Source organism: Streptomyces sp. ADI95-16, from assembly GCF_003721495.1.
GTDB lineage: Bacteria > Actinomycetota > Actinomycetes > Streptomycetales > Streptomycetaceae > Streptomyces > Streptomyces goshikiensis.
The window spans coordinates 5,842,716-5,867,268 of record NZ_CP033581.1; the positions used below are offsets into that span (position 1 = coordinate 5,842,716).

Sequence of the window (24,553 nt, forward strand, 5' to 3'; positions counted from 1 at the left end):
TCGATGAAATCCGTTGTTTGGAGGTTCGGATCTCACTGATTTCGTAGTTCACCGTGTCTGCCCCTGTCGAAAGCGTCCGCCGAGGAGCTAGGCTTGGGGATCGTCTCAACCATTGGACATGTGATCAGGAGTGTGGCTGTAGTGACCACCGAACTGCGTCGTCTGCGCAACTACATCGGCGGGGAGTTCAAGGACGCCGCCGACGGGCGGACCACCGAGGTGGTCAACCCCGCCACCGGCGAGGCGTACGCCACCGCCCCGCTGTCCGGCCAGGCCGACGTGGACGCGGCCATGGCCGCTGCCGCCGCCGCCTTCCCGGCCTGGCGCGACACCACGCCGTCGGAGCGGCAGAAGGCCCTGCTCAAGATCGCGGACGCCTTCGAGGCGCGCGCGGACGAGCTCGTGGCCGCCGAGTCGGAGAACACCGGCAAGCCGCTGGGCCTCACGGCCAGCGAGGAGCTGCCGCCGATGGTGGACCAGATCCGCTTCTTCGCGGGTGCGGCCCGCATCCTCGAAGGCCGCTCGGCCGGCGAGTACATGGACGGGATGACCTCGATCGTCCGTCGCGAGCCGGTCGGCGTCTGCGCCCAGGTCGCACCCTGGAACTACCCGATGATGATGGCCGTCTGGAAGTTCGCCCCGGCCATCGCCGCGGGCAACACGGTCGTCCTGAAGCCCTCGGACACCACCCCGGCCTCCACCGTCCTGATGGCCGAGATCATCGACTCGGTCCTGCCCAAGGGCGTCTTCAACGTCATCTGCGGCGACCGCGAGACCGGCAAGGCCATGGTCGAGCACTCCACCCCGGCGATGGCCTCCATCACCGGCTCGGTGCGCGCCGGCATGCAGGTCGCCGAGAGCGCCTCCAAGGACGTCAAGCGCGTCCACCTGGAGCTCGGCGGCAAGGCCCCGGTCGTGGTCTTCCAGGACGCCGACATCGCGAAGGCCGTCGAGGACATCGCCGTCGCCGGCTACTTCAACGCCGGCCAGGACTGTACCGCCGCCACCCGCGTGCTCGTGCACGAGTCGATCCACGACGAGTTCGTCTCCGCGCTGGCCAAGGCCGCCTCCGACACCAAGACCGGCCAGCCGGACGACGAGGACGTGCTGTACGGCCCGCTGAACAACCCGAACCAGCTCAAGCAGGTCGCGGGCTTCATCGAGCGCCTCCCGGCGCACGCCAAGGTCGAGGCGGGCGGCCACCAGGTCGGCGAGAAGGGCTTCTTCTACGCCCCGACCGTGGTCTCCGGCCTGAAGCAGGACGACGAGATCATCCAGAACGAGGTCTTCGGCCCCGTCATCACCGTCCAGTCCTTCACGGACGAGGCCCAGGCCCTGGAGTACGCGAACGGCGTCGAGTTCGCCCTCGCCTCCTCCGTGTGGACCAAGGACCACGGCCGCGCGATGCGGATGTCCAAGAACCTCGACTTCGGCTGCGTGTGGATCAACACCCACATCCCGCTCGTCGCCGAGATGCCGCACGGCGGCTTCAAGAAGTCCGGCTACGGCAAGGACCTCTCCGCCTACGGCTTCGAGGACTACACGCGCATCAAGCACGTCATGACCTCGCTCGACGGCTGACCGCGCCGAGCTGACCACAACACAGCTCTGACGGGGCGGGCAGTAGACAACATGTCTATTGTCCGCCCCCTCGCGTTCCCCCAGGCTTTGCCCATGCCTGAACTCCCCTTCTCCCGCCGCGCGGTGCTGCGCGGCCTGGGCGCCGCGGGCCTGGTGGCCGGCCTCGCCGGCTGCGGTGTGCCCGCGGCCTACGTCCCCGAGGACCGCCGGGAAGGCCCGGACCGCTCCGGCCGGGACCAGAGCGTCGCCTTCTCGAACTGGCCGCTCTACATCGACACCGACGAGGAGGACGAGTCGCGCCGGCCCACGCTGGCCGCCTTCACGGAGCGGACCGGCATCGCCGTCCGCTACACCGAGGAGATCAACGACAACGACGAGTTCTTCGGCAAGGTCAGCCCGGCCCTCATGAACCACCAGGAGACCGGCCACGACCTCGTGGTGGTCAGCGACTGGATGGCCGCCCGCTTCGTCCACCTGGGCTGGGCGCAGAAGATGGACCGCTCGGCGCAGTCCAACGTCAGTGCGCACCTCGACCCGCAGCTCGCCTCCCCCGCCTTCGACGAGGGCCGGCTGCACACCGTCCCCTGGCAGTCGGGGATCACCGGAATCGCCTACAACCGCAAGGCCCTCGGCCGGGAGATCAAGTCCGTCAATGACCTCTGGCGCCCCGACCTGGCGGGCAAGGTCACCCTCTTCTCCGGGCTCGACGAGTCCTTCGCGCTGCTGATGCAGGGCGACGGCGTGGACGTCACCCGGTGGACCGAGTCCGACTTCCACCGGATGTGCGACCGGGTCGAGGGCATGGTGAAGAAGAAGCACATCCGCCGCTTCACCGGCAACGACTACACCTCCGATCTGAGCAAGGGCGACGTACTGGCCTGCCAGGCGTACTCCGGCGACGCCATCCAGCTCCAGGCCGACAACCCGGACATCGAGTTCGTGGTCCCCGAGGAGGGCGCCGAGCTCTGGGCGGAGAGCCTGCTCGTCCCCAACCTCGCCCGGCACAAGGCCAACGCCGAGGCGCTGATCGACTTCTACTACGACCCCGAGGTGGCCGCCGAGCTCGCCGCCTCCGTCAACTACGTCTGCCCCGTGCCGGCCGCCCGCGAGGTCCTGGCCGCAGCCGACGACAAGGAGACCGCCGAACTGGCCGAGAACCCGCTGATCTTCCCCGACGAGGACATGCGCCGCCGGCTCGTCGTGGCCCGGGACATCTCCTCGGCCGAGCGCCGCACCCTCGCCAGGCGCTGGAACGCCATCGTCGGACTCTGACGTCCCCGCCGGCTCCGGGCGCGGCCCGGCGCGCGGGACTGAACATGTTCAGTAAATTGACTGAACGCGTTCAGAAATGGGCGTAGGCTTTCGATCATGAGCGAGAGAAGCGCCCTCCAACGGCGTATCCGTGCCTGGCTTGTCCTGTTCCTCGTCTGCCTCGTGCTCAGCGGGCTCACGGCCTTCCCCCTGGTCAGTGAGCTCCACTGGGCCAACTCCCTGGTCTCCAACACCTGGCTGCGCCGGGTGGGCGACGGCCTGGACCGAGCGGACGCGGACTACCCCTTCCTCCTCTACGGGACCGACTGGCTCGCCTTCGCCCACCTGGTGATCGCCGTCTTCTTCTACGGCGTCCACCGGGATCCCGTCCGCAACATATGGATCGTCGAAGCAGGCATGATCGCCTGCGCCGGGATCATCCCGCTCGCCCTGATCTGCGGCCCCGTCCGGGGGATCCCCTTCTGGTGGAGCGTGATCGACATGTCGTTCGGGGTCTTCGGGATCATTCCGCTGCTGGTGCTCCGCCGCATGATCAAGCGGCTGGAGACGATGCCGGCTTCGTGAAGGCCGCCATGATGATCCCGGACGTCACCTTGTTCAGGGCGGTGCCTTTGGCATCGGTGGAGTTGACCGAGTAGACGAGGGTGCGCGAGAGGTCGCGCGTCCCGCCGATCACGGTGCTGTAGCCGTACCGGGAGCCCGTCTTGCCGTAGGCCACGGTGCCGCCCGGCAGTACGATCCGCTGCATGCCCGCCGTGTGCACGGCGTCCTCCCCGGACTCGAAGTCCTTCACCGCCGGCACCGTGAACATCTCCTCCAGCTGCGCCTTCGGCACGACCTTGCCGCCGAAGAGGGCGACGGTGAACCTCTCCAGATCCGCGGTGGTCGACATCAGGTCCCCCGCGGCCCAGTTGGCCGAGGAGTTCCAGTCCGTCACATCGACCAGCGAGCTGCCGCCGCCGGGCCGCCGCACTGCCTGGTAGCCGTGGTGGTGCGGACCCGGTATCCGGTTCTGCGCACGCCCCGGAACCGAGGTGTCGCGCAGTCCCAGCGGCCTGAGGATCCGGGCGGACAGCGCCTCCTCGTACGACGCCCCCGTCAGCTTCTCGATCAGTACGGCCAGGACCGTGTAGTCGATGTTCTGGTAGTGCTGCTTCCTGCCCGGCCGGAACTCGGGGCCCTTCGCCGCCGCGGCGGCGATCAGCGCATGCGGGTCCACCCCATCGAAACGGTGCGCGTACTGCTCCTTGAACGGGGTCTCCCGGCCGTCACCCGCGGGGATGCCGCTCGTGTGGTTCAGCAACTGCCGCACGCTGACGGGCTCGAAGCCCCCGGGGCCGGCCGGCAGCAGCCCCGGCAGGTACCGCTGCACCGGGCTGTCCAGGTCCACTTCGCCCTCGGCGGCGAGTTGCAGCACCACCGCCGCCGTGAAGGTCTTGGTCACCGAGCCGGCCCGGAACCGGGCGCCTGCGACGGGCCCCCGCCCCGTACGGACATCCGCGACGCCGGCGCCGCCCCGCCAGGCGCCGCTCGTACCGCCCACCCGGACCAGCGCGGCGGTGGCCTCCTCGCCCCGGGCGCCCACACCGGCCAGCGCCTTCCGCAGCGCCACCGCGTCGGGCGGCGTCGTGAACACGGGCGGCGCGTTGACTCCGGCTGATGCCGAAGCCGCGGCCGGAGCCGGTGCGGCCCGGGCGACGGCCGGACCGGACGCGATGCCCAGGACCAGGGTGGCGGCGATGAAGGTGCGCGCGCGAGCGTTCATGATGGGATCCCCCTCGTGGTCTCTCCGGGCGGCCACCCGCCCCGATGACCTCAATGCTCCTGCTCCGAGGGGTCGTCGCGGATCACCAACGAGAGGGGTCTTCAGCGGTACGACAACTCACCGGCCAGAGGGAGCCGCCCCGCCGCGTCTCACCCGCCGGAGGGAGATACCCCGGAGCCAGTCACGACCCGGCTGAGATCAGCCCCGTCTCATAGGCGCAGATCACCGCCTGGATCCGGTCCCGTAGCCCCAGCTTCGCCAGCACGTTCCCCACATGGGACTTCACCGTGTGCTCGCTCACCGTCAGCTCCGCCGCGATCTCCGCGTTCGACCGCCCCCGCCCCAGATGCAGCAGCGTCTCCCGCTCCCGCGCCGTCAGCACCTCCAGCCGGTCCGCCGACAGCGCCGGGACCCCGGCCCGCCGGGCCGTCGCCGCCGTGTACTCCTCGATCAGCCGCCGCGCCACCGAAGGCGCCAGCAGCGAATCGCCCGCCGCCACCACCCGTACCGCGTGCACCAGGTCGTCCCGCCGCACGTCCTTCAGCAGGAACCCGCTCGCCCCCGCGTGCAGCGCCTCGTACACGTACTCGTCGGCATCGAAGGTCGTCAGCATCACCGCCCGGCACGCGCTCCGCGCCGAGATCGCCCGGCACGCCTCGATCCCGTCCAGCACCGGCATCCGGATGTCCAGCAGCACCACGTCCGGCGCGAGCCGGTCCACCGCCTCCACCGCCGCGGCGCCGTCGCCCGCCTCCGCGACGACCTCGATGTCCTCCTGGGCGTCCAGGATCATCGCGAAGCCGCTGCGCACCAGCTCCTGGTCGTCGGCCACCACCACACGGATCGTCAACTCCCCACCTCCAGCGGCGAGGTTACAAGCACCACCCGGACCACGAACCCGCTGCCGCCCGGCCCCGGGCCGGCCACCGCCGCACCGCCGTGCGCGGCCGCCCGCTCCCGGATCCCGATCAGCCCGTGCCCGCCCGACGCCGCCCCCGGGCCCCGCCCGCCGGATCCCGGGCCCCGCCCGTCGTCCGCGACCGTCACCGTCAGCTCCCGCGCCCCGTACTCCAGCCGGACCGACACCCGTGAGGCCCCGGCGTGCTTCACCACGTTCGTCAGCGCCTCCTGCACCACGCGGTGCACCGTCGCCTCCAGCGCCGCCGGCAGCCCGCGCACCGCGCCCGTCCGCTCGTACGACACCTCCAGCCCGCTGCCCCGCACCCGCTCCAGCAGCCCCGCCAGCTCCTCGACGCCCGGCTGCGGGCCGCGCGGGGCGGCCCGCGCGGCGCCGTCCGTCCGTAGCACCCCCAGCATCGTCCGCAACTGCGCCATCGCGTCCCGCCCCGTCTCCGCGATCGCGTCGAAGGCCGCCTCCGCCCGCTCGGGGGCCCGGCGCACCGCCACCGGACCGGCCTCGGCCTGCACGATCATGATGCTGACCGCGTGCGAGAGGACGTCGTGCATCTCCCGCGCGATCCGGGCCCGTTCACGCGCCGCCGCCTGCTCCGCCTCGATCCGGTTCGCCCGCTCCAGCTCCGCCGCCCGCGCCTCGACGGCCGCCGTGTAGGCCTGCCGGGTGTGCTGCAGCCGCCCCAGCGCGTACGCCGCGGCGAAGACGAACAGCGCGAACAGCAGCTCCCGCGCCGTCCCGGTGTTGAGGGCGACCGAAGCCAGGACCAGCCCGCTCAGCATCACGCCCATGGCGATCCGCACCCGCACCGGGCACAGCAGCGCCATCGTGTACACGCCGATCAGCGGGGCGTACGGCAGCGGTTGCCCGGGGCCGTCCAGCGCCAGCGTGTAGACCGAGCCGGCCGCGACCATCCCGAAGATCGCCGCGACGGGCGCCCGCCGCCGCCACACCAGCGGCAGATTGCCCAGCGTGGTCAGCGCGTACGCCGGCCAAGTGGCCGGGGAATCCAGCGGATCGCGGGGCACCACGAACGGGATCGTCGTCGCCACCTGCACCAGCAGCGTCAGCCCCGGGTCCCGCCACCGCGGGTCCGCCCGCCGGATCCGCTCCCCCCAGGCGCGTATCACCGGCCGGACTCGGCCCGTACGCCGTCCAGCGCGTCCAGCCGGTTCGTGGTGACGGAGTCCACCCCGGCCGCGATCAGCCGGCGCATCGTGCGCCTGGTGTCCGCCGTCCAGGCCGAGACCAGCAGCCCGTCCCGGTGCAGGGCGTCCGTCAGCTCCCGGCTGACCAGCCCGAAGCGGTAGTTGAGCCAGGCCGGGGCCAGCGCGTCGATCAGCGCCCGGCGCGGCGGGGACAGGGAGGTCCAGGTCAGCGCGATCTCCGCATCCGGATCGGCGGCGCGCACCGCCAGCATGGTGCGCGCGCCCGCGCAGTAGTACGTACGCTCGCGGGCCCCGCAGTCACGGACCAGGCCGACCACCGTCCGCACCCCCTCGGGGGAGGCGCCGGGCAGGTCGATCATCAGCCGGCCCGCGCCGGCGGCCGTCAGGGCGTCGCGCAGGGTCGGGATCCCGCCCCCGGTCAGCTCCCTCAGCTGAGGGGCCGTGACGGCGTCGAGCCGCACGTCATGACCCCACAGCCGCTGGAGCGTCTCGTCGTGGAGGAGGACCGGCACCCCGTCGCGGGTCAGCCGTACGTCGATCTCGACCGCGTCCGCCCCGCGGGCGAACGCGGAGCCGATCGAGGCCAGGGTGTTCTCACGGACACGGTAGGGATCGCCGCGGTGGCCGACGGCAGTCAGGGTGCGCATGCACCCCATTCTCGCGGGGCGTCAGCGCGCCAGCCAGGCCGCCGTGTAGGTGTCGATCTCCGCGCTGATCCTGGCCTTGCCGGCCTCGTCCAGGAAGGAGGCCTCGACGGCGTTCTTCGCCAGCTGCGCGAGTCCCCGCTCGTCGAGGTCGAGGAGGCGGGCGGCCACCGCGTACTCGTTGTTGAGGTCGGAGCCGAACATCGGCGGGTCGTCGCTGTTGATGGTGACGAGCACGCCCGCCGCGACCATCTCCTTGACGGGGTGCCGGTCCAGGTCGGTGACGGCGCGCGTGGCGATGTTCGAGGTCGGGCAGACCTCCAGCGCGATCCGGTGCTCGGCGAGGTAGGCGAGCAGCTCCGGGTCCTGCGTGGCGCTGGTGCCGTGGCCGATGCGCTCGGCGCCCAGGTCGCGGATCGAGTCCCAGATCGTCTCCGGGCCGGTGGTCTCGCCGGCGTGCGGCACGCTGTGCAGGCCGGCGGCGCGGGCGGCGTCGAAGTACGGCTTGAACTGCGGGCGCGGCACACCGATCTCGGGGCCGCCGAGGCCGAAGGAGACCAGGCCTTCGGGGTGCAGGTCGACGGCGAGCCGCGCGGTCTCGGCGGCGGCCTCCAGACCGGCCTCGCCGGGGATGTCGAAGCACCAGCGCAGGATGACGCCGAGCTCGGTCTCGGCGGCCTTGCGGGCGTCCTCGATGGCCTCCATGAAGGCCTTCTCCTCGATGCCGCGGCGGGTCGAGGAGTACGGGGTGATGGTCAGCTCGGCGTAGCGGATGTTCTGCCGGGCCATGTCGCGGGCGACTTCAAAGGTGAGGGTGCGGACGTCGTCCGGGGTGCGGACCAGGTCGACGACCGACAGGTAGACCTCGATGAAGTGCGCGAAGTCGGTGAAGGTGAAGTAGTCGGCGAGGGCCTCGGGGTCGGTGGGGACCTTCGAGTCGGGGTGGCGGGCGGCCAGTTCGGCCACGATGCGCGGGGACGCCGAGCCGACGTGGTGGACGTGGAGTTCGGCCTTGGGCAGCCCCGCGATGAAGGGGTGCAGGTCGGGCATGAGGGGCCTCCGGGGGACGCGGTAAGGACAGGAGCGGCTTCATCGTAGGCAGGACCCGGGAGTGTCGGTGCCAGCGCTTAGCATGGCTGTACGAGAGGGGGGCGCCGTATGACCGACCACAGCCCCGAGCCGCGAGACCCGTGGGCGCCGCCGGAGCGGCCGGCGGCCGATCCAGCCAAGCATCAGGGAGCGCCGGGCGTGTCGGGTGCGCCGGCCGGGCAGTCCGCGCCGTTCACGCCGCCCGCGCCGTCCGTGCACGATCAGCAGACCATCGCGGGAATGCCGGGGGGCGATTTCCCGCAGGCCGGTTCGCAGACCCAGTCGCAGGCACCGGGCGCGATACCCGGTCCGATACCCGGGGCCCCGCCCCTGGCGCCGGGCTACGGATACCCGTCGCAGCCCGCCCCGGGCGGTTACGGCTACCCGGTACAGCCGCAGGCCCCGGGCGGCTACGGCTACCCCGGATACCCGGGCGCCGGTGCCTACCCGCCCTACGGGGCGCCGCAGCCGAACAACAGCTTCGGCGTCACCTCGCTCGTCCTCGGCATCCTCTCGGTCGTCGCGTGCGTCACCAGCGTCTTCTCGGTCGGTCTCGGCATCGGCGCCATCGTCTTCGGCGCCCTGGGCCGGGGCCGGGCGAACCGCGGCGAGGCCACCAACGGGGGCATGGCGCTGGCCGGTCTGATCCTGGGCGTGATCGGCATGGTGCTGGGCGGCCTCCTGCTGGTGATCCTGGGGTTCGGCCTGCTGGCCGACCTCGGGGACATCGACGACGACTCGGGTTACGACAGCCCGTACTCGAACTCGCAGAACCACGAGAAGGTCTGACCGAACGAAAGGGCCGGGCCCGGGCCGTGGCTGCCCGGGCCCGGCCCCGTCCGGTCCCGCCAGCCGGTGTCCCGGCCGCCCCCGATCGGGGAGACCCTGCGGAACGCCGCGCCGGTCAGCCCGCCGAAGGCGCGCCCGTTGCCGGAACCGGCGGGCGCGCGCCCCGACCGGTACCCGGCCAGGTTCCAGGTGCAGACCGGCACACGGCCGCCCGGCTCACTCCCGCTCGGCCGCCGCCCGCGCGTCCGCCCGCGCGTCCGCCCGCAGGCGCTCGCGGGCCTCCATCAGGGCGAAGCCCAGCAGGTTCAGCCCGCGCCAGCGGGCCGGGTCCAGGGCGCGCTCGTCATCGGCGCCGAGCCCGATGCCCCAGATCCGGTCCATCGGGCTCGCCTCCACCAGTACCCGGTTCCCCGTGCCCAGCAGGTACGCCCGCAGCGCCGGGTCGGAGCCGAACTTGTGGACGCTGCCCTCCACCACGAGCGCGTACCGCTCCCGCTCCCACAGCGTGTCGTCGAAGCCGCGCACCAGTCGCCCGGCCTTCTTCGCGGCGGCCGGACTCGTCGCTTCCAGGGCGGCGCGCTCGGCCTCGGCGTCCCCGAACAGCCGTGCCTTGCCGGCCATCATCCAGTGTTCCGCCGTCGCGTACCGGACGTCACCCACAGTGAAAGCGGACGGCCACCACTGGCTCAGGCAGCTCGGCCCGAGCGATCCGTCGGGCCTCGGCCGGTGTCCCCAGAACGGCAGGAACTTCACCCGTTCACCACTGCTGACCTGCTTGATCAGGGCATCGATCGTCTCCATGCACGCGAGTGTGGCAGTCGCCACTGACACTTCGTACGGGATTTTCGGTGTGCCTCGACACATGGTCGACCGATTCCGTCGCGTAATCAAAAGGCAACAACGGAATCACTTGGCCGAGGGGGCCACCTCTGTCAGGATCGGCAATCAATTCGAGCTGTAGCTCGAACTGTAGCTAGGAGAGCGTGAGAGCGTCATGGGTAACCGCTTCCAGGTTAAGGACCGCTTCGCAGACGGCGCGCAGTACATCGACGGACAACTCAGGTCCGGCACCTCGGGCCGGTCACACACGGTCATCGACCCGGCCACCGGCGAGGAGGTCCTGACCTACGAACTCGCGGGCACCGCGGACGTGGACGAGGCCGTCGCCGCCGCCAAGCGCGCCTTCCCCGGCTGGTCCGGCGCCACCCCCGGCGAGCGTTCCGACGCGCTGCACCGCTTCGCCGCCGTGCTGGCCGAGCAGGCCGAGGACTTCGCGTACGCCGAGTCCCTCCAGTGCGGCAAGCCGATCAAGCTGTCCACGGAGTTCGACGTCCCGGGGACGATCGACAACACCGCCTTCTTCGCGGGCGCCGCGCGCCACCTCCAGGGGCAGGCCGCCGCCGAGTACTCCGGCGACCACACCTCGTACGTGCGCCGCGAGGCCATCGGGGTCGTCGGCTCCATCGCGCCCTGGAACTATCCGCTCCAGATGGCCGCCTGGAAGATCCTCCCGGCCATCGCCGCGGGCAACACCATCGTCCTCAAGCCCGCCGAGATCACCCCGCTCACCTCCCTGATGTTCGCCCAGGCGGCCAAGGACGCGGGCCTGCCCGACGGCGTGATCAACATCGTCACCGGCGCCGGCCGGGAGGCGGGCGAGCACCTGGTCGGCCACCCGGACGTGGTCATGACCTCCTTCACCGGCTCCACCGCCGTCGGCAAGCGCGTCGCCGAGATCGCCACCGCCACCGTCAAGCGGCTCCACCTGGAGCTCGGCGGCAAGGCTCCCTTCCTGGTCTTCGACGACGCCGACCTGGAGGCCGCCGCACACGGCGCCGTCGCCGCCTCCCTCATCAACACCGGCCAGGACTGCACCGCCGCCACCCGCGCCTACGTCCAGCGCCCGCTGCACGACGCCTTCGTGGCCCGGGTGGCCGAGCTGATGGAGACCGTCCGCCTCGGCGACCCCTTCGCGGCCACCACCGACCTCGGCCCGCTGGTCTCGCACGCCCAGCGCGACCGCGTCGCCGGCTTCGTCGAGCGCGCCCGCGCGTACGCCACCGTCGTCAGCGGCGGCGAGGTCCCCGGCGGGGAACTCGCCGGGGGCGCCTACTACCGGCCCACCCTGATCGCCGGCGCCGCCCAGGACAGCGAGGTCGTCCAGTCCGAGATCTTCGGCCCGGTCCTCGTCGTGCTGCCCTTCGACACCGACGACGAGGGCATCGCGCTGGCCAACGACACCCCGTACGGGCTCGCCGCCTCCGCCTGGAGCCGTGACCTCTACCGGGCCCACCGCGCCACCCGCGAGATCCAGGCGGGCTGCGTCTGGGTCAACGACCACATCCCGATCATCAGCGAGATGCCCCACGGCGGCTACAAGGCGAGCGGCTTCGGAAAGGACATGAGCGCCTACTCCTTCGAGGAGTACACGCAGGTCAAGCACGTCATGTTCGACAACACCGCGGTCGCCGCGAAGGACTGGCACCGCACGATCTTCGGGGACCGCGCCTAACGAAGACGCGGCCTCCTCCGCCGCGTGGCATCCAGCCGCCGCCCGACCAGCGGCACCCCTCCCGAAAGGGCACAGCCCATGGAGCAGTTCGAGCCCGACCGCCTCTCGGCGGCGCAACTCGCCGCGATGCGGCGCAGCCTCACCGACGGCCGCGGCGCCCTCACCCGCCGTTCGCTGCTGCGCGCCTCCGGAGCCGGAGCGCTCACCCTCGGCGCCCTGGCCTCCCTGACCGCCTGCGGGATCCCGCCCGCCAAGCGGGAGGGCGGCGCGGCGGCGGCCTCCGACGACCGCTCGGCCCAGGAGAAGGAGCTCAACTTCTCCAACTGGACCGAGTACATGGACACCAGCGACGACGAGAAGTCCCGTCCGACGCTGGAGGAGTTCACCAAGCGGACCGGGATCAAGGTCAAGTACACCGAGGACATCAACGACAACGTCGAGTTCTTCGGCAAGATCCGCCCGCAGCTCGCGGCGGGCCAGGACACCGGCCGCGACCTCATAGTGGTCACCGACTGGCTCGCCGCCCGCATCATCCGGCTCGGCTGGGCGCAGAAGCTGGACCCCTCCCGCCTCCCGCACGCCTACGCCAATCTGATCCCGCAGTTCCGCACCCCCGACTGGGACCCGGGCCGCTCGTACAGCTACCCCTGGACCGGCATCGACACCGTCATCGCCTACAACTCCAAGGCCACCGACGGCAAGAAGGTCGACTCCGTCACCCAGCTGCTCGACGACCCCTCCCTCAAGGGCCGGGTCGGCTTCCTCACCGAGATGCGCGACAGCGTCGGGATGACCCTGCTCGACCAGGGCAAGGACCCGGCCACCTTCACCACCGCCGACTTCGACGGGGCCGTCGGCCGGCTCCAGAAGGGCGTGGACAAGAAGCAGATCCGCCGCTTCACGGGCAACGACTACACCTCGGACCTCGACAAGGGCGACCTCGCCGCCTGCCTGGCCTGGGCCGGCGACATCATCCAGCTCCAGGCCGGCAACCCGGACATCAAGTACTCGATCCCCGCCGCCGGCTACATCAGCTCCAGCGACAACCTGCTGGTGCCCGCCCAGGCCCGGCACAAGGGCAACGCCGAGAAGCTCATCGACTACTACTACGAGCCCGCGGTCGCCGCCCAGCTGGCCGCGTACATCAGCTACGTCTGCCCGGTCGAGGGCGTCAAGGACGAGCTGGCCAAGATCGATCCCGCGCTCGCGGACAACCCCCTGATCGTGCCGGACAAGGCGATGGCCGCCAAGGCCCACGCCTTCCGCTCCCTCACCTCCGAGGAAGAGACCGCGTACGAAGAGAAGTTCGCCAAGCTCATCGGGGCCTGACGGGCTCCGTACGGCACCCGCGCTCCCGCACCCTTCCGACGACACCACCACCGAAGGCCGCGACCCATGACTGACAAGACCGCGGGCGGCGACGTCCGCCTCGCCGGGATCAGCAAGCACTACGGCTCGTTCACCGCCGTGCACCCGCTCGATCTCACCATCCCCCAGGGCTCCTTCTTCGCCCTGCTCGGCGCCTCAGGCTGCGGGAAGACCACCACCCTGCGGATGATCGCCGGCCTGGAGGAGCCCTCCACCGGCACGGTCAGTCTCGGCGACCGCGAGGTCACCCAGCTGCCGCCGTACAAGCGGCCCGTCAACACGGTCTTCCAGAGCTACGCGCTCTTCCCGCACCTGAACATCTACGAGAACGTCGCCTTCGGACTGCGCCGCCGCGGCATCAAGTCCGTCAAGAAGCAGGTCGAGGACATGCTGGAGCTGGTCGAGCTCGGCCAGTTCGCGCAGCGCAAGCCGCACCAGCTCTCCGGCGGCCAGCAGCAGCGCGTGGCCGTCGCCCGCGCGCTCATCAACCACCCGCAGGTGCTGCTCCTCGACGAGCCGCTCGGCGCCCTCGACCTCAAGCTGCGCCGCCAGATGCAGCTGGAGCTCAAGCGGATCCAGACCGAGGTCGGCATCACCTTCGTCCACGTCACGCACGACCAGGAAGAGGCCATGACCATGGCCGACACGGTCGCCGTGATGAACGGCGGGCGCGTCGAGCAGCTCGGCGCCCCCGCCGAGCTCTACGAGAACCCGAAGACCACCTTCGTCGCCAACTTCCTCGGCACCTCGAACCTCATCGAGGCCGAGGTCCTGGAGGCCGGCGCCGCCGACGTCGTCGTGTCGAGCGCGGGCAGTACGCTCCGGCTGCCCGCGCCGCGATGTTCGACCACACCCCGCGCCGGAGGAAAGCTGCTGGTAGGGGTGCGCCCGGAGAAGATATCCCTGGTCCACGCGGACGAGGAGGACACCGTCGCGGCCGGCCGCAACAAGATCCGCGGCACGATCGCCGCCTCCTCCTTCATCGGAGTCTCCACCCAGTACGTCATCGACAACCCGGTCTGCCCCGACCTGGAGGTCTACGTCCAGAACATCGAGCGCGACGCCCGCCTCGCCCCCGGCGCCGAGGTCGTACTGCACTGGAACCCGGAGCACACGTTCGGCCTCGACGCCGCTCAGTCCATGCTCGCGGGGACGATGGGCGCCGCGGGCACCGAGACGGCCGGGGAGGGCGCATGACCGCCACCGCCGCGCCGCCACGGGCCCAGGCCCCGGCCGAACCCCCGGTCCACAAGCCCTCGCTGCGCAAGCGGCTGGTCCCGTACTGGCTGCTGGTCCCCGGCATCCTGTGGCTGCTGGTGTTCTTCGTCCTGCCGATGCTCTACCAGGCCTCCACCTCGGTGCAGACCGGCTCCCTCGAAGAGGGCTTCAAGGTCACCTGGCACTTCCAGACGTACTGGGACGCCCTGACCGAGTACTACCCGCAGTTCCTGCGCTCCCTGCTGTACGCCGCCACCGCGACCGTGCTGTGCCTGCTGCTCGGGTACCCGCTGGCCTACCTGATCGCCTTCAAGGCGGGCCGCTGGCGCAACCTGCTGCTGGTGCTGGTCATCGCCCCCTTCTTCACCAGCTTCCTGATCCGCACGCTCGCCTGGAAGACGATCCTGGCCGACGGCGGCCCGGTGGTGGACGTCCTCAACACCCTGCACGTCCTGGACGTCACCAGCTGGCTCGGGATGACCGAGGGGGAGCGGGTGCTCGCCACGCCCCTCGCCGTCGTCTGCGGTCTGACGTACAACTTCCTCCCCTTCATGATCCTGCCGCTCTACACCTCGCTGGAGCGGATCGACACCCGCCTCCACGAGGCGGCCGGGGACCTGTACGCCCGCCCCTCCACGACCTTCCGGAAGGTGACCTTCCCGCTGTCGATGCCGGGCGTGGTGTCCGGAACGCTGCTGACCTTCATCCCCGCGAGCGGCGACTACGTCAACGCGGAGCTGCTCGGATCCACGGACACCCGGATGATCGGAAACGTCATCCAGTCCCAGTACCTGCGGATCCTCGACTACCCGACGGCGGCCGCGCTGTCGTTCATCCTCATGGCCATCGTGCTGATCATGGTCACCGTCTACATCCGCCGAGCGGGAACGGAGGACCTGGTCTGATGCGTTGGCTTCGCCGCAATCTCGTCGTGATCGCGGGTCTCGGCACGCTCGCCTACATGATCCTGCCGAACGTCGTCGTCACGGTCTTCTCCTTCAACAACCCCACCGGGCGGTTCAACTACGCCTGGCAGGAGTTCTCGCTCGACGCGTGGAAGGACCCCTGCGGGGTCGCCGACATGTGCGGCTCCCTGGCCCTGTCGCTCCAGCTCGCCCTGTGGGCCACCATCGGCGCCACCGTGCTCGGCACGGCGATCGCCTTCGCGCTCGTCCGCTACCGGTTCCGGGCGCGCGGCGCGGTCAACTCGCTGATCTTCCTGCCCATGGCGATGCCCGAGATCGTGATGGCGGCCTCGCTGCTCGCGCTCTTCCTCAACATGGGCATCCAGCTGGGCTTCTGGACGATCCTGATCGCCCACGTCATGTTCTGCCTCAGCTTCGTCGTCGCCGCCGTCAAGGCGCGCGTCCTGTCGATGGACCCACGGCTGGAGGAGGCCGCCCGCGACCTCTACGCGGGGCCGGTGCAGACCTTCGTACGGGTCACCCTGCCGATCGCCGCGCCCGGTATCGCGGCCGGTGCGCTGCTCTCCTTCGCGCTCTCGTTCGACGACTTCATCATCACCAACTTCAACTCGGGCAACACCGTCACCTTCCCCATGTTCGTGTGGGGGTCGGCCCAGCGCGGTACGCCCGTGCAGATCAACGTCATCGGCACGGCGATGTTCGTCATCGCGGTGCTGGTGGTCCTCGCCGGCCAGATGGCCGGGAACCGCCGCAAGAACGCACAGCCCAAGTAACTCTGTAGGGAGTTGGAAGCCATGGCCCCAGTCGCCATGCGAAGTGTCGCCCAATCGCTTTCCGGAGCACTGCCGGTCCCGTACTGGCTGGACGACCCCGGCAAGCCCGCCGCGGAGCCGGCGCTGACCTCCGACGAGGCCTGCGACCTGCTCGTCATCGGCGGCGGGTACAGCGGGCTGTGGACCGCGCTGATCGCCAAGGAGCGCGATCCCGCGAGGGACGTCGTCCTGATCGAGTCCAAGGAGGCGGGCTGGGCCGCCTCCGGCCGCAACGGCGGCTTCTGCGCCGCCTCGCTCACGCACGGCCTCTCCAACGGCCTCGCCCGCTGGCCCGGCGAACTCGCCAAGCTGGAGGAGCTGGGCGCCCGCAACCTCGACGAGATCGAGGCCGCCGTCGCCCGCTACGGCATCGACTGCGACTTCGAGCGCACCGGCGAGATCGACGTCGCCACCGAGCCCCACCAGGTCGAGGAGCTGCGCGAGCTGTACGAGGAGGCCGAGAAGCTGGGCCTGGCCGGCGGCTCGCGCTGGCTCGACCGGGACGAACTGCGCGCCGAGATCGACTCGCCGACCTTCCTCGCGGGCCTGTGGGACACCGACGGCGTCGCCATGCTCAACCCCGCCAAGCTCGCCTGGGGCCTCAAGCGGGCCTGTCTCTCGCTGGGCGTACGGATCTACGAGAACACCCGCGGGCTGTCCCTGGCCGCCTCGGGCTCCGGCATGGCCGTCCGCACCCCGTACGGCCGGATCTTCGCCCGCCGGGTGGCGCTGGGCACGAACATCTTCCCGTCGCTGGTCAAGCGGATCCGCCCGTTCACGGTGCCGGTGTACGACTACGCCCTGATGACCGAGCCCCTCACCGCCGAGCAGCTGAAGGCCATCGGCTGGCAGAACCGCCAGGGCCTCGGCGACAGCGCCAACCAGTTCCACTACTTCCGGATCACCCCGGAGAACCGCATCCTGTGGGGCGGCTACGACGCCATCTACCCCTACCGCGGCAAGCTGGACTCGGAGTACGACCACCGCCCCGAGACCTACCTGCTGCTCGCCCAGCACTTCTTCGCCGCGTTCCCGCAGCTGGAGGGCATCAAGTTCAGCCACGCCTGGGGCGGCGCCATCGACACCTGCTCGCGCTTCTCCGCGTTCTTCGGCACCGCGCACGGCGGCAAGGTCGCCTACGCGGCCGGCTACACCGGGCTCGGCGTCGGGGCCACCCGCTTCGGGGCGGACGTGATGCTGGACCTGCTGGACGGGGCCCGCACCGAGCGCACCGAGCTGGAGATGGTCAAGTCCCGGCCGATGCCGTTCCCGCCGGAGCCGTTCGCCTGGACGGGGATCACGCTGACCAAGTGGTCGCTGGCCCGGGCCGACGCCCGCGGCGGCCGCCGGAACCTGTGGCTGAGGACCCTGGACCGGTTCGGCCTCGGATTCGACAGCTAGCGCGCGAGCCGGCGCGCGCCGCGGGTCCGCGCCCCGTCGTGCTGTGAGCCGGTTCACCCCCACGAGGTGGCGCATCCCGCGTCATCATCGCGCCCGGCCCCGCTCTGTTCTGGTGAGAACGTCACCGAGACACAGGGAACGGAGGCCGGGCGATGACGACCCAGGGGTCCAAAACGGCGGTGGACTGGCTGGTTTCGGCGGCGCCGGATCCGGGTGCCTGCCGGTGGGAATGGGAGCGCAACCCCCTCGGGGTCGCGCTCCTGCCCGCCGGCCGGCACTGGGACGTGCTGATCCTGCCGGGGGCGCTGGGGCAGCCCGCCCTCGACGTACTGACCCGGCTCCAGGGCCCGCCCGGCCCGGTGCTCGCCGACTCCGGTGACGCCCGGCTGGGCTTCTTCGTACCGGCCGGGACCGCCTCGCACTGGCTCGGCACGGGCGTACGGGGGGCCGGGCGCGGGAGCTGGGTCGTGGTCCCCTACCCGGGCCGGGACACGGGCGGGATGCGCTGGCTGGTGGTCCCGGACGGCCGCGGGACGCTCACCGACCCGGCGCTGCTGGAGCTCGCGATGCACGAGGCCGCGGCCCGGGAGCCGGGCGAGGAGGGCTGGAGGCCTTGACCGGGGGATCCGCGGTGTCCGCCTTCCCGCGACGCCTACTTCGGCGGCTGACCCGACTCCCGGCCCGGCACCCGGCCCGTCGCCCGGCGTACCGCCAGGAGCAGGGGTACGCACAGGAAGCAGCTGGCCAGGACGTCCAGCGGCCAGTGGAAGCCGCGCAGGATCAGGCCGCAGGCCGTGGCCGCCGTCAGGGCGAGGGCCACGGGGAGCGGCCAGGGGCGGCGGGCGTACGGGCGGATCAGCAGGGCCGCGCCGAGGTAGGCGACGGCCGCGGTGGCCGTGTGGCCCGAGGGGTAGTACCCGGCCGCCCAGGGCTCCAGCGGGCCCGGGCGGGCGCTCCACTCCTTCAGCGGGACGATCAGCGCGGGCACCAGGGCCATCGCGAGACCCGCCGTCAGCGCGGGGGCCCAGGCGCGGGAGCGTCGGACGGAGTACGCCATCGCCAGCGCCAGGACCGGTATGGCGACCTGGATGTTGCCGAGGTCGGCGAGGCGTTCGGTGACGGCGTCGGGGACCGTGCGCACGAGGGCGCGGCTCAGGCTCTCGTCCGGCGCGAGCAGCGGGCCCGAGACCAGGACCTGCCAGGTCGTCAGGGCGAGGCCCAGCAGGGCGAGGAGGAGAAGGGGGAGGAGAGTGGCCGGCCGTCCCGGAACAGGGGGGATGGTTCCGGGACGGCCGCCCGGATCGGGTTGCCGCGCGCCCCGGGGGGTTTGGGGCGGACGGCCGTCCGATCGGTGAGGAGGGTGCGCGAACGCATGCCCGGTACGGCGCTGGGGAAGCCCGGTGCCGGGATCGTCCCCGGTCTCCCGGGAACGGGCTGTCTCACTCATCTGCAGAAACCGTACGGCAGCGAAAGGGGGACCGACAGCAGGAACGCGCTCCCGCCATCGGCCCCCCACACCTTCTTCACAGTGCCCGACCGTTACCGGCGGTACGGATGGGCCACCGCGTTCGGGTGTTCGCTCAGATGCCCGCGAACGCGGCCTCCAGGATGTCCAGACCCTCGTTCAGCAGGTCCTCGCCGATGACGATCGGGGGGAGGAAACGGAGCACGTTGCCGTAGGTGCCACAGGTGAGGACGAGCAGGCCCTCGGCGTGGCAGGCCTTGGCGAGCGCGCCGGCCGCCTCCGGGAACGGGGTCTTGGACGCGGGGTCCTTGACCAGCTCGATCGCGATCATGGCGCCGCGGCCGCGGATGTCGCCGATGATGTCGTACTTCTCCTGCATGGCCGTCAGACGGGCCTTCATGAGGGACTCGATCTGCTTCGCCTTGGCGTTGAGGTCGAGCTCCTTCATGGTCTCGATGGAGCCCAGCGCACCGGCGCAGGCCACCGGGTTGCCGCCGTAGGTGCCGCCCAGGCCGCCCGCGTGCGCGGAGTCCATGATCTCGGCGCGGCCCGTCACGGCGGCGAGCGGCAGACCGCCCGCGATGCCCTTGGCGGTGGTGATCAGGTCCGGGACGATGCCCTCGTCCTCGCACGCGAACCACTGGCCGGTGCGGCAGAAGCCGGACTGGATCTCGTCGGCGACGAAGACGATGCCGTTGTCGTTGGCGAACTTCACGATCGCCGGCAGGAAGCCCTTGGCCGGCTCGATGAAGCCGCCCTCGCCGAGGACCGGCTCGATGATGATCGCGGCGACGTTGTCGGCGCCGATCTGCTTGGTGATCTGGTCGATCGCCTGGGCGGCGGCCTCGGGGCCGCAGTTCTCGGCACCGGTCAGCCAGCGGTAGCCGTAGGCGACCGGGACGCGGTAGACCTCGGGGGCGAACGGGCCGAAGCCGTTCTTGTACGGCATGTTCTTCGAGGTCAGCGCCATGGTCAGGTTCGTACGGCCGTGGTAGCCGTGGTCGAAGACGACGACGGCCTGACGCTTGGTGTACGCACGGGCGATCTTGACGGCGTTCTCGACGGCCTCGGCGCCGGAGTTGAACAGCGCCGACTTCTTGGCGTGGTCGCCCGGGGTCAGCTCGGCGAGGGCCTCGCAGACCTCGACGTAGCCCTCGTACGGCGTGACCATGAAACAGGTGTGGGTGAAGTCCGCGAGCTGCGCGGAGGCGCGGCGCACGACGGCCTCGGCGGAGGCGCCGACGGAGGTCACGGCGATGCCGGAGCCGAAGTCGATCAGACGGTTGCCGTCGACGTCCTCGATGATGCCGCCGCCCGCGCGGGCGGTGAAGACGGGGAGCACGGAGCCCACGCCGCCGGCGACCGTCTCCAGACGGCGGGCCTGCAGCTCCTGCGACTTGGGGCCGGGGATCGCGGTGACGATGCGGCGCTCCTGCGGGACAGCGGTCATAGGGGGCTCCTGGGGGGTGTTTTCGGACGCACTCGTGTCTTTGTCCGCAGGCTAGGCCCGGCGGCGGGGGTACGGCATGCTCCGTTCGGGAGTGGTCCCAGCGTGTCCTTGTCCGCGACGGCCATAGGAGTGGCCGGGCGGGTGTCCTTTGGACATGGCCCGGTACGCGCCCGTGGGCTGCGCCGGGCAACTACATTGAGCGCCGCAGGGCACGGCACGGGCAGGGGGCAGGGGTTTCATGGACAGCGACGGCACGTACGACGGACGGACGACCCGCGAGGGCCGCGTACCGCGCCCGTCCGCCCCTCCCGAACACCCCCCGAAACCCCGCCACGCCCCGACCCAGTCCCCGACCCTGACGGACTGGCTGCGCGCGCCGCGGACCTCCGACGGGCCCGGAGTATGGACGTACGGGCACCTGCCGCGCCCCGCCGAAGAGCCCGAGCGGACCCCGATCCGGCAGCTGATCAGCGGAGCGCTGATCGCCTTGCTGGCCGGACTGCTGCTGTGGTCCCTGCTGTGGAACGGCTACCTGGGCGGCTTCTGGCTCTGGCCGCTGTACATGTTCACGCCCGACTCGTGGGCGGCGACGATGCCCGCCGTGGTGGCCTCGTACGTCTGGTACGGCCTGGTCATCGCCGCGCTGCTCTTCGGCTTCGGACGGCTCGGACGCTGGCCCGAGCTGGCCCGCAGGATGTTCGGTGGCGGCCTCGCGCAGGCAGCCCAGGGCGCCGGGCCGGTCCGCCCCGAGCCCGGGGGCCCCGACGACCCCGTGGAGTGGGGGCAGGTGCGGGGTGGGGGGATGGGGGAGGTGGCCGATCGGTTGGCGGCTGAGGTGCGGGGCGGGGGGATGAACGACGTCGACTACGCGCGGATCCGGCGGGCGTGGGAGACCGTGCGGGTCGACCCCTCGCGGCAGAGGGCCTTCGCCGACGCCGTCAGGGACAACGGGGCCGGTGCCTGCGTGCACCCCTCCGGGGCGCGGGACCTGCCCGTGCGGGCCGCGCGGCACGACCTGCTGGCCCGGCAGGTGCTGCTCGGCACCGTGGACGACGGCGCCCGCAATCCGTACGCCCGCCGCGGGACCCGGCTCGCGCTCGACCCCGCCGTGCTCGGGACCTCGCTGCTCGCCGTCGGGCCGTCCGGGACCGGGAAGACCCGGCAGCTCGTGCGCCCCGTCGTCGAGTCGCTGGCGCTCCAGGCGCTGGCCGGCCAGGCCGCCGTCATCGCCGTCGGCGCGGCCGGGTCGCAGCTCGGGCCGGACGCCGCGTACGACGTCGTCGTCCGGATCGGCGACCCCGGCTCCGTCTACGACCTCGACCTCTACGGCGGCACCACCGACCCCGACGAGGCCGCGACCCTGCTCGCCGACGCCTTCACCGGTGACGTCCCCGGCATGGACGTACGCCGCGCCGCGACCGCCCTCGCCCAGCTGCTCGGCCCGTTCCGCGCGGTGCACGGCCGCTTCCCGGCCGTGCCCGAGCTGCGCGAGCTGCTGGAGCGGGTGCCCGGCGCCGTCGACGGCCTGCGGGCGGCGCTGGAGAGCGCGGGGCACCCCGCGATGCTCCGCGAGCTCGACGCCCGCGACCGCCAGCACGGCGCCCCCGGCGACCCCGGCGCGGTGCTCGCCGACCGGGTGGCGCTGCTGGACCGGCCCGCGTTCGCCGGGTTCTTCGACACCACCGCCCAGTCGCGGCTGTTCTCGCTGCGCTCCCTCGAACACCCCCTGCGGGTCCGGATCGACCTCCCCGAGCGGGGCCACGCCGACGCCTCCCGGATGCTCGCCCGGCTGCTGCTGGCCCAGTTCACGGCCTCCGCCTCGGCCCGCGCCGACCGCTCCCTCTTCGCCTTCCTGGCCTTCGACGACGCCTCGCGCACCCTCACCGCCGAGACCGTGCGCGGGGTCCAGCGGCTGCGTTCGGTCAACGCCGGCGTGCTGCTGACGCTGCGCACGCTGGACGACGTACCGGAGGCGCTGCGCACGCCGCTGCTCGGGTCCGTCGGCTGCCGGATGGTCTTCTCCGGGGTGACCACCTGGGACGGGCAGCGCTTCGCCGAGGCCTGGGGCACCGAGTGGGTCGAGGCCCGTGACGTCACCAGCCGGACCGTCTTCGCCGACCAGCCGCTGACCCGGGCCATCCACGCGTTCCGCAAGCTGGTCACCGGCAAGGCCGTGACCACGGACGCGGTGACCGTGCGCCAGGTGGAGCGGGAGCGCTGGTCCGCCTCCGACCTCGCGAACGCGGTGCCGCCGGGGCACGCGGTGCTCTCGCTGACGACCGTCCGGGGGGAGCGGGCGGCCCCGCTCCTGGTCCGCCTCGCCGGCTGAGCCGGGATCCAGGTGAGGCGACCCTGCCGAGGTGGCAGAATCGAGGGGAGCCGTTCATACGCCGTGGCGAAATCGCCCCCGCCCCCGGCTCGGCTTCCCCCCATCGCTCCGCCTTCTCCTCACCTCCTGTTAGGGCACCTGGTACCCGATGCCGCTCACCCTCGCCTCGCTCGTCCAGCACTCGGCGCTCAAGCTCAGCGTCCGGGCGGGGGAGGACCGCCTCGACACCCCCGTGCGCTGGGCCCACGTCAGCGAGCTCGCCGACCCCGTCCCGTACATGGAGGGCGGCGAGCTGCTCCTGATCACGGCGATGAAGCTGGACGCGGAGGACCCCGAGGAGATGCGGCGCTACGTACGCCGCCTCGCCGCGGCCGGGGTCGTCGGGATCGGCTTCGCCGTCGGCGTCAACTACGAGGCCGTCCCCGAGGCCCTGGTCGAGGCCGCGCGGACCGAGGGCCTGCCGCTGCTGGAGGTGCCGCGCCGGACCCCGTTCCTCGCCATCAGCAAGGCCGTCTCGGCGGCCCTCGCCGCCGACCAGTACCGCGCCGTCACCGCCGGCTTCGAGGCGCAGCGGGAGCTGACCCGGGCCGCGCTCTCGGCCGACGGCCCCGCCGAGCTGCTGACCAGGCTGGCCGCGCACGTGCACGGCTGGGCCGCGCTGTACGACACCTCGGGCGCGGTCGTCGCGGCCGCCCCGGAGTGGGCCGCGCGCCGGGCGGCCCGGCTGACCCCGGACGTGGAGCGGCTGCGGGAGCGGCCGGCGCCCGCGAGCGCGGTGGTCGGCGGCTCGGAGGACCGCGTCGAGCTGCAGTCCCTGGGCACCGGCCGGCGGGCGCGCGGGGCCCTGGCGGTGGGTACGGGCGCCCCCCTCGGCACCGCCGAGCGGTACGCGGTGCACTCCGCGGTCGCGCTGCTGACGCTGACCACCGAACGGTCCCGCTCCCTGCACGACGCCGAGTCCCGGCTCGGCGCGGCGGTGCTGCGGATGCTGCTGGCCGGGGAGGCGGACCACGCGCGGGCCGTCGCCGGGGACCTGTACGGGGCGCTGCTGGAGGCCCCGTTCCGGATCGTCGTGGCCGAACCCGCGCTGGCGGGCACCGCGCAGCCGGAGGGCCTGGCGCTGCTGGCCGACGCGGTGGAGTCGGCCGCGGCCCGCACCGGCGAGGCGCTGCTGGTGGTCCCGGAGCCGGGGCGGCTCGTCGTCCTGGCCGCCGACGGGGGCAGCGCCGTACAGGCGTGCGCGGAGCACGCCGAGGTGCTGGAGTCGCGGCGCGGCCGGGACGCCACCGGCCCGGAGCCGGACGAGCTGGTCGTGGGCCTGTCCGCGGCGGCGGGGCCGGCCGGGGTGGCGGCCGCCTTCAAGCAGGCCGACCAGGCCCTCGCCGTGGCCCGGCGGCGCGGCCGGCCGCTCGTGGAGCACGAGGACATGGCGGCGGGCTCGGTGCTCCCGCTGCTCGCCGACGACGCGGTACGGGCCTTCGCGGACGGCACGCTGCGGGCCCTGCGGGAGCACGACGCGACCGGCCGCGGCGACCTGGTGGCCTCGCTCCAGGCGTGGCTCTCGCGGCACGGCCAGTGGGACGCGGCGGCGGCCGACCTCGGCGTCCACCGGCACACCCTGCGCTACCGGATGCGGCGGGTGGAGGAGATCCTGGGCCGCTCCCTGGACGATCCGGACGTGCGCATGGAGCTGTGGCTCGCCCTGAAGACCAGCCCGCCGGCGGCGTAGCCCGGGCCCCGCCGCGCGCTCGACAGTGACAAAGCGGCGCGGGGAGAGCTCCGCCTACTCCATGCCGGACAAACACCGAATCCCGGCCGGAGTTCTACGGTGGTGGGGACAAGGACCCACC

At 72.1% G+C, this 24,553-nt stretch carries 22 protein-coding genes; 13 read left to right on the plus strand and 9 right to left on the minus strand.

The window, feature by feature from the left end; all coding sequences use genetic code 11:
• Positions 1 to 141 precede the first annotated feature (141 nt).
• The 3 genes from EES41_RS26290 to EES41_RS26300 all read left to right on the plus strand — a co-directional run bounded on the left by EES41_RS26290 (position 142) and on the right by EES41_RS26300 (position 3,417).
• Positions 142 to 1,581 (plus strand): gamma-aminobutyraldehyde dehydrogenase, encoded by a 1,440-nt coding sequence (locus EES41_RS26290; protein WP_123080567.1) that lies wholly within the window; start codon positions 142 to 144, stop codon positions 1,579 to 1,581.
• Between the two features lie 93 nt (positions 1,582 to 1,674).
• Positions 1,675 to 2,853, plus strand: coding sequence for a PotD/PotF family extracellular solute-binding protein (locus EES41_RS26295; RefSeq protein WP_123080568.1), 1,179 nt, complete (start codon positions 1,675 to 1,677; stop codon positions 2,851 to 2,853).
• A 96-nt stretch (positions 2,854 to 2,949) separates the two neighbouring features.
• A complete protein-coding gene (locus EES41_RS26300) occupies positions 2,950 to 3,417 on the plus strand; it encodes a hypothetical protein (protein ID WP_123080569.1) in 468 nt (155 codons plus the stop codon).
• Here EES41_RS26300 and EES41_RS26305 read toward each other — a convergent pair.
• The 5 genes from EES41_RS26305 to EES41_RS26325 all read right to left on the minus strand — a co-directional run bounded on the left by EES41_RS26305 (position 3,386) and on the right by EES41_RS26325 (position 8,394).
• A complete protein-coding gene (locus EES41_RS26305; RefSeq protein WP_164495950.1) occupies positions 3,386 to 4,618 on the minus strand; it encodes a serine hydrolase in 1,233 nt (410 codons plus the stop codon). The two genes, EES41_RS26300 and EES41_RS26305, sit on opposite strands and share 32 nt — an antisense overlap.
• Before the next feature lie 181 nt (positions 4,619 to 4,799).
• Positions 4,800 to 5,468, minus strand: a complete 669-nt coding sequence (locus EES41_RS26310) for a response regulator transcription factor (protein WP_123080570.1) — start codon at positions 5,466 to 5,468, stop codon at positions 4,800 to 4,802.
• A complete protein-coding gene (locus EES41_RS26315) occupies positions 5,465 to 6,661 on the minus strand; it encodes a sensor histidine kinase (protein ID WP_174261741.1) in 1,197 nt (398 codons plus the stop codon). Before EES41_RS26315 ends, EES41_RS26310 begins: the two co-directional genes overlap by 4 nt.
• Positions 6,658 to 7,347 carry a glycerophosphodiester phosphodiesterase gene (locus EES41_RS26320; RefSeq protein WP_250569719.1) on the minus strand — a complete coding sequence of 230 codons (690 nt, stop codon included), beginning with the start codon at positions 7,345 to 7,347 and terminating at the stop codon, positions 6,658 to 6,660. Before EES41_RS26320 ends, EES41_RS26315 begins: the two co-directional genes overlap by 4 nt.
• Positions 7,348 to 7,368: 21 nt before the next feature.
• Positions 7,369 to 8,394: an adenosine deaminase gene (locus EES41_RS26325; protein WP_123080572.1), complete on the minus strand. Its 1,026-nt coding sequence runs from the start codon at positions 8,392 to 8,394 to the stop codon at positions 7,369 to 7,371.
• 198 nt (positions 8,395 to 8,592) lie between these two features.
• Here EES41_RS26325 and EES41_RS26330 point away from each other — a divergent pair, with 198 nt between their 5' ends.
• On the plus strand, positions 8,593 to 9,222 hold the full coding sequence (locus EES41_RS26330; RefSeq protein ID WP_254211569.1) for a DUF4190 domain-containing protein: 630 nt from the start codon (positions 8,593 to 8,595) through the stop codon (positions 9,220 to 9,222).
• Here EES41_RS26330 and EES41_RS26335 read toward each other — a convergent pair.
• The gene (locus EES41_RS26335; protein WP_123080574.1) at positions 9,177 to 9,425 is read right to left on the minus strand and encodes a hypothetical protein; all 249 of its coding nucleotides are present in this window, start codon (positions 9,423 to 9,425) and stop codon (positions 9,177 to 9,179) included. The two genes, EES41_RS26330 and EES41_RS26335, sit on opposite strands and share 46 nt — an antisense overlap.
• 13 nt (positions 9,426 to 9,438) lie before the next feature.
• On the minus strand, positions 9,439 to 10,023 hold the full coding sequence (locus tag EES41_RS26340; protein ID WP_123080575.1) for an NADAR family protein: 585 nt from the start codon (positions 10,021 to 10,023) through the stop codon (positions 9,439 to 9,441).
• A 193-nt stretch (positions 10,024 to 10,216) separates the two neighbouring features.
• Here EES41_RS26340 and EES41_RS26345 point away from each other — a divergent pair, with 193 nt between their 5' ends.
• The 7 genes from EES41_RS26345 to EES41_RS26375 all read left to right on the plus strand — a co-directional run bounded on the left by EES41_RS26345 (position 10,217) and on the right by EES41_RS26375 (position 18,076).
• Positions 10,217 to 11,734, plus strand: coding sequence for a gamma-aminobutyraldehyde dehydrogenase (locus tag EES41_RS26345; protein WP_123080576.1), 1,518 nt, complete (start codon positions 10,217 to 10,219; stop codon positions 11,732 to 11,734).
• A 78-nt stretch (positions 11,735 to 11,812) separates the two neighbouring features.
• A complete protein-coding gene (locus EES41_RS26350; RefSeq protein WP_123080577.1) occupies positions 11,813 to 13,063 on the plus strand; it encodes a spermidine/putrescine ABC transporter substrate-binding protein in 1,251 nt (416 codons plus the stop codon).
• Positions 13,064 to 13,129: 66 nt separating this feature from the next.
• Positions 13,130 to 14,299: an ABC transporter ATP-binding protein gene (locus EES41_RS26355; protein WP_123080578.1), complete on the plus strand. Its 1,170-nt coding sequence runs from the start codon at positions 13,130 to 13,132 to the stop codon at positions 14,297 to 14,299.
• Positions 14,296 to 15,225, plus strand: a complete 930-nt coding sequence (locus EES41_RS26360) for an ABC transporter permease (protein WP_123080579.1) — start codon at positions 14,296 to 14,298, stop codon at positions 15,223 to 15,225. The genes EES41_RS26355 and EES41_RS26360 overlap by 4 nt, the downstream gene beginning before the upstream one ends.
• Positions 15,225 to 16,019, plus strand: a complete 795-nt coding sequence (locus EES41_RS26365) for an ABC transporter permease (protein ID WP_123080580.1) — start codon at positions 15,225 to 15,227, stop codon at positions 16,017 to 16,019. Before EES41_RS26360 ends, EES41_RS26365 begins: the two co-directional genes overlap by 1 nt.
• A 21-nt stretch (positions 16,020 to 16,040) precedes the next feature.
• On the plus strand, positions 16,041 to 17,459 hold the full coding sequence (locus EES41_RS26370; protein ID WP_123080581.1) for an FAD-binding oxidoreductase: 1,419 nt from the start codon (positions 16,041 to 16,043) through the stop codon (positions 17,457 to 17,459).
• A gap of 152 nt (positions 17,460 to 17,611) precedes the next feature.
• Positions 17,612 to 18,076 (plus strand): hypothetical protein, encoded by a 465-nt coding sequence (locus EES41_RS26375; RefSeq protein ID WP_123080582.1) that lies wholly within the window; start codon positions 17,612 to 17,614, stop codon positions 18,074 to 18,076.
• 35 nt (positions 18,077 to 18,111) lie between these two features.
• Here the strand turns inward: EES41_RS26375 and EES41_RS26380 are convergent, their stop codons facing one another.
• Together EES41_RS26380 and gabT are read right to left on the minus strand one after the other, a co-directional pair.
• The gene (locus tag EES41_RS26380) at positions 18,112 to 18,906 is read right to left on the minus strand and encodes a phosphatase PAP2 family protein (protein ID WP_123080583.1); all 795 of its coding nucleotides are present in this window, start codon (positions 18,904 to 18,906) and stop codon (positions 18,112 to 18,114) included.
• 133 nt (positions 18,907 to 19,039) lie between these two features.
• Positions 19,040 to 20,374 carry a 4-aminobutyrate--2-oxoglutarate transaminase gene (gene gabT / locus EES41_RS26385; RefSeq protein ID WP_123080584.1) on the minus strand — a complete coding sequence of 445 codons (1,335 nt, stop codon included), beginning with the start codon at positions 20,372 to 20,374 and terminating at the stop codon, positions 19,040 to 19,042.
• 238 nt (positions 20,375 to 20,612) lie between these two features.
• Here gabT and EES41_RS26390 point away from each other — a divergent pair, with 238 nt between their 5' ends.
• Positions 20,613 to 22,703: an ATP-binding protein gene (locus EES41_RS26390; RefSeq protein WP_123080585.1), complete on the plus strand. Its 2,091-nt coding sequence runs from the start codon at positions 20,613 to 20,615 to the stop codon at positions 22,701 to 22,703.
• A 148-nt stretch (positions 22,704 to 22,851) separates the two neighbouring features.
• Positions 22,852 to 24,432 (plus strand): PucR family transcriptional regulator, encoded by a 1,581-nt coding sequence (locus tag EES41_RS26395; RefSeq protein WP_123080586.1) that lies wholly within the window; start codon positions 22,852 to 22,854, stop codon positions 24,430 to 24,432.
• The last annotated feature ends 121 nt before the right edge of the window (positions 24,433 to 24,553 follow it).

What these genes read in the sequence shown, in the direction of transcription:
- EES41_RS26295 (WP_123080568.1), top strand. Translation starts at nt 1,675, where the DNA reads ATGCCTGAACTCCCCTTCTCCCGCCGCGCGGTGCTGCGCGGCCTGGGC.
- EES41_RS26300 (WP_123080569.1), top strand. Translation starts at nt 2,950, where the DNA reads ATGAGCGAGAGAAGCGCCCTCCAACGGCGTATCCGTGCCTGGCTTGTC.
- EES41_RS26305 (WP_164495950.1), bottom strand. Translation starts at nt 4,618, where the DNA reads ATGAACGCTCGCGCGCGCACCTTCATCGCCGCCACCCTGGTCCTGGGC.
- EES41_RS26320 (WP_250569719.1), bottom strand. Translation starts at nt 7,347, where the DNA reads ATGCGCACCCTGACTGCCGTCGGCCACCGCGGCGATCCCTACCGTGTC.
- EES41_RS26325 (WP_123080572.1), bottom strand. Translation starts at nt 8,394, where the DNA reads ATGCCCGACCTGCACCCCTTCATCGCGGGGCTGCCCAAGGCCGAACTC.
- EES41_RS26340 (WP_123080575.1), bottom strand. Translation starts at nt 10,023, where the DNA reads ATGGAGACGATCGATGCCCTGATCAAGCAGGTCAGCAGTGGTGAACGG.
- EES41_RS26345 (WP_123080576.1), top strand. Translation starts at nt 10,217, where the DNA reads ATGGGTAACCGCTTCCAGGTTAAGGACCGCTTCGCAGACGGCGCGCAG.
- EES41_RS26350 (WP_123080577.1), top strand. Translation starts at nt 11,813, where the DNA reads ATGGAGCAGTTCGAGCCCGACCGCCTCTCGGCGGCGCAACTCGCCGCG.
- EES41_RS26355 (WP_123080578.1), top strand. Translation starts at nt 13,130, where the DNA reads ATGACTGACAAGACCGCGGGCGGCGACGTCCGCCTCGCCGGGATCAGC.
- EES41_RS26360 (WP_123080579.1), top strand. Translation starts at nt 14,296, where the DNA reads ATGACCGCCACCGCCGCGCCGCCACGGGCCCAGGCCCCGGCCGAACCC.
- EES41_RS26365 (WP_123080580.1), top strand. Translation starts at nt 15,225, where the DNA reads ATGCGTTGGCTTCGCCGCAATCTCGTCGTGATCGCGGGTCTCGGCACG.
- EES41_RS26370 (WP_123080581.1), top strand. Translation starts at nt 16,041, where the DNA reads ATGGCCCCAGTCGCCATGCGAAGTGTCGCCCAATCGCTTTCCGGAGCA.
- EES41_RS26375 (WP_123080582.1), top strand. Translation starts at nt 17,612, where the DNA reads ATGACGACCCAGGGGTCCAAAACGGCGGTGGACTGGCTGGTTTCGGCG.
- EES41_RS26380 (WP_123080583.1), bottom strand. Translation starts at nt 18,906, where the DNA reads ATGAGTGAGACAGCCCGTTCCCGGGAGACCGGGGACGATCCCGGCACC.
- gabT (WP_123080584.1), bottom strand. Translation starts at nt 20,374, where the DNA reads ATGACCGCTGTCCCGCAGGAGCGCCGCATCGTCACCGCGATCCCCGGC.
- EES41_RS26390 (WP_123080585.1), top strand. Translation starts at nt 20,613, where the DNA reads ATGGACAGCGACGGCACGTACGACGGACGGACGACCCGCGAGGGCCGC.
- EES41_RS26395 (WP_123080586.1), top strand. Translation starts at nt 22,852, where the DNA reads ATGCCGCTCACCCTCGCCTCGCTCGTCCAGCACTCGGCGCTCAAGCTC.